3 protein-coding genes are annotated in these 3,167 nt (G+C 67.0%); 2 read left to right on the top strand and 1 reads right to left on the bottom strand.

The window, feature by feature from the left end; genetic code table 11:
• Positions 1–178 precede the first annotated feature (178 nt).
• Positions 179–859, bottom strand: coding sequence for a response regulator transcription factor (locus ELR45_RS20080; protein ID WP_129667940.1), 681 nt, complete (start codon positions 857–859; stop codon positions 179–181).
• Positions 860–972: 113 nt separating this feature from the next.
• Between ELR45_RS20080 and ELR45_RS20075 the strand changes: the two genes are divergently transcribed.
• Complete coding sequence (locus ELR45_RS20075) at positions 973–1,638, top strand: polysaccharide deacetylase family protein (RefSeq protein WP_129667939.1); 666 nt, start codon at positions 973–975, stop codon at positions 1,636–1,638.
• 76 nt (positions 1,639–1,714) lie between these two features.
• Positions 1,715–3,167, top strand: a 1,453-nt coding sequence (locus tag ELR45_RS20070; RefSeq protein WP_205856925.1) for an acyltransferase family protein, incomplete at its 3' end; no start/stop codon positions are given.

The following is a 3,167-nucleotide window of genomic DNA, read 5'->3' as shown; positions in this document are numbered from 1 at the left end:
GTCGTCGACGGCGCGCCGCTGTGTCTCGTCGATCAGCGATCCGCGAGCGGCGATGTACCCGGCACCGGATGCTGCCGTGGCCGCGACCATCGCCACCAGCACGAACGCGACGGTCACTCGTGCGCGCAGGCCGCCTGGCCACCACCTGATCTCTCTGATTCTCATACGGCTCGAGGCTCTACACCGGGCCGAACCGGTAACCGAAGCCGCGCACCGTCTGGATGAACACGGGGGCGGCGGAGTCGGCCTCGATCTTGGAGCGCAGGCGTTGCACCCCGTTGTCCACCAGGCGCGAGTCACCGAGGTAGCTGTGCTCCCACACGGACTCCAGAAGCTGTTGCCGGCTCAACACCTGGCCCGGTGAGCGCGACAGCTCCAGCAGCAGCCGCAATTCGGTGGGGGTCAGCGCCACCTCGCTCCCGGCCTGAGTCACGGTCATCGCGGCACGGTCGATGACCAGATCGCCGAAGGTCGCCGAGGCCTGCCCGGACTGGTCCGGCGTGCCACGACGGAGCACCGCCCTGATGCGGGCGTCGATGACACGCGGTTCGACGGGCTTGACGACATAGTCGTCGGCGCCCGCTTCCAAGCCGCCCACGACATCGATGTCATCGCCACGGGCGGTGAGCATGACGATCGGCACGGTTCCGGTGACACGGATCCGGCGACATACCTCGAAGCCGTCCATCCCCGGCAGCATCAGGTCGAGTACGACGAGCTCGGGAGAACGATCCCGGCACAACTGGAGACCCTCCTCGCCGGTCGACGCGGACACGACGTCGTGCCCGTATCTGCCGAGCGCCTTGGAGAGGCTGATCCGGACCGAGTCGTCGTCCTCGATCAACAGGATGCGAGACATGGCTCGAGTATTGAGCACGTTGCGGGGTCGAGCCACGCGTTCGGGGGTGTCTGCGACACGGTTGCGACATTCCGAGGACTGGGCCGGGACGCCGCGACGGCAGCGTCGAAGGCATGAAGCGAAATCGACGATTTCTCGCGGCAGCCGTCGCGGGCCTGGTACTGGCCACAGCAGGCTGCTCCGGGCACAACGTCCCCGACGTTCTCCCCAGTACCGGTGACGGCGAGAAGGTTCTCTATCTGACGTTCGACGACGGTCCCGGAGACGAGACCATCGAGATCCTGGATCTGCTGCGCGAGTACGACGCTAAAGCCGTCTTCTTCGCTCTGGGCCAGGAACTGGCACAACAGACCGACCTCGGACGCCGGATCGTGGCAGAGGGCCACGTGCTCGCGAACCACACGTGGAACCACAAGGACCTGACCGGTCTCGACACCGCCGGCCGGAAGCAGGAGCTCGAACAGGCCGCCGAGCTGCTCGACCAGCTGGGATCCGACAGCACATGCATACGGCCTCCGTACGGTGCGACCAACGACGAGGTGAAGGACTACCTGTCCGCGGACGGGATGCAGGAGGCGCTGTGGACCGTCGACAGCAAGGACTGGACCGCCCCCGGCGTAGACACCATCGTCAGCGAGCTGCTGCGGGCGGAAAGTGGAGACGTCGTGCTGATGCACGACGGAGGCGGCGACCGGACGCAGACCGTCGAGGCGTTGCGGGAGGCTCTGCCGAAGCTTGCCGATCAGGGTTACACCTTCGACACCGTCCCAGGCTGCTGAATGCGGACGGCCGCTGCGACGAAACCGCGACACAGCGGCGACGATACGGATGCATGGGCCGCCCATGGTCGTGGTCATGAATAACGTACAGCCGGCGCAGCAGGCTGCGCCGCTCGAGACTGAACGCAAGCGGTATGTGCCCGCGCTGGACGGGCTTCGCGGGGTGGCGATCCTCGGGGTCCTGTTGTTCCACGCAGGCCACCTCGGCGGCGGCTTCCTCGGAGTCGATCTGTTCTTCGCCCTATCGGGTTACCTGATCACGGACCTCATGTTGCGCGAGATCCAGGTCCACGGCACGGTGTCGTTGACCGCGTTCTGGGGGCGGCGCATTCGCCGCCTTCTGCCCGCGCTGGCCGTGCTGCTGGTAGGCGTCACGCTGCTCGCCTGGGTGCTGGGCGACGCCGACCTGTGGCAATCGGCTCGTTCGGACGGTCCGTGGGTGCAGGCAAACCTGGTGAACTGGCACCTGATCGGCGACTCAGGGGGCTATTGGGAAGGGTTCGGTTCGGGCCAGGCCTTCGGACACCTGTGGAGCATCGCGGTCGAGGAACAGTTCTACCTGGTCTGGCCGGTCGTGCTGCTGCTCATCGCGCGCTGGGCGCAGCGGGTCGAGACCCGGGTGGCCGTGATCGCGGTCCTCGCATCGGCAGTGTCGCTCGCACTGATGATTCTGTTGGTCGAGGCGGGCGACACGACCCGCGTCTATACCGGTACCGACACTCGTGCATTCTCATTGATACTGGGGGCGCTCATGGCCACCGGTATGGTGCGGCGAGCGCTTGTGCGGTTCATCGGCAGGCGGATCGATACGGTGCTCGCGCTGCTCGTGGCCGCCTTGGTGACCCTCTGGTGGGTGGCCGACGGGGAGCACTCACTGTGGCTGTTCCAGGGTGGACTGTTCGCGCACTCGCTGGCGGCGGCACTCGTGGTCATGCTGTGCGCCCACGCGCCGAGCAGTCTGCTCGCCCGCGCGTTCGGCTGGCGGCCGCTGAGATGGCTGGGCCTCATCTCCTACAGCCTGTACCTGTGGCACTGGCCGGTCTTCCTGTACCTGTCCGAGCAGCGGCTGGACCTCACGGGGTGGACCCGCACGGGAGTCGTCTGCGCGGTGTCGATCGGGCTGGCGACGCTGTCGAAAATCTTCGTCGAGGATCCGATCAGGTTCCGTGCCGGATGGGCACGGGGACGTTCCGGCCTGACGGCTTTCGTGGCGGCCATGGTCGCTTTGGCGCTGTTCTGGGTCGCGGCACCCAGACCGGCCGTGGCCGAGATCGACGCCGGAGCCGTGGAGTCCGGCCACACGCAATCGGGCACCGGACCACGTGTGTCCAGAGTGCTGTTCATGGGCGACTCCATCGCGGTGGGACAGGCGCTACCACTGGAAGCGGCGATGGAGGCCAGCGGCGTGACCTTGGAATCCGTCGCCGCCGAGGGTGGCGGCGGTGTGGTGGGGCCACTGGCGGAGTCGACGTGGGCCGACCTGCCCGACACCGTCGCCTCGTTCGAACCCGACGTGATCATTTACCAGC

Source organism: Phytoactinopolyspora endophytica (assembly GCF_004138495.1).
GTDB lineage: Bacteria > Actinomycetota > Actinomycetes > Jiangellales > Jiangellaceae > Phytoactinopolyspora > Phytoactinopolyspora endophytica.
This window is presented reverse-complemented; position numbering and strand designations above follow the sequence as displayed.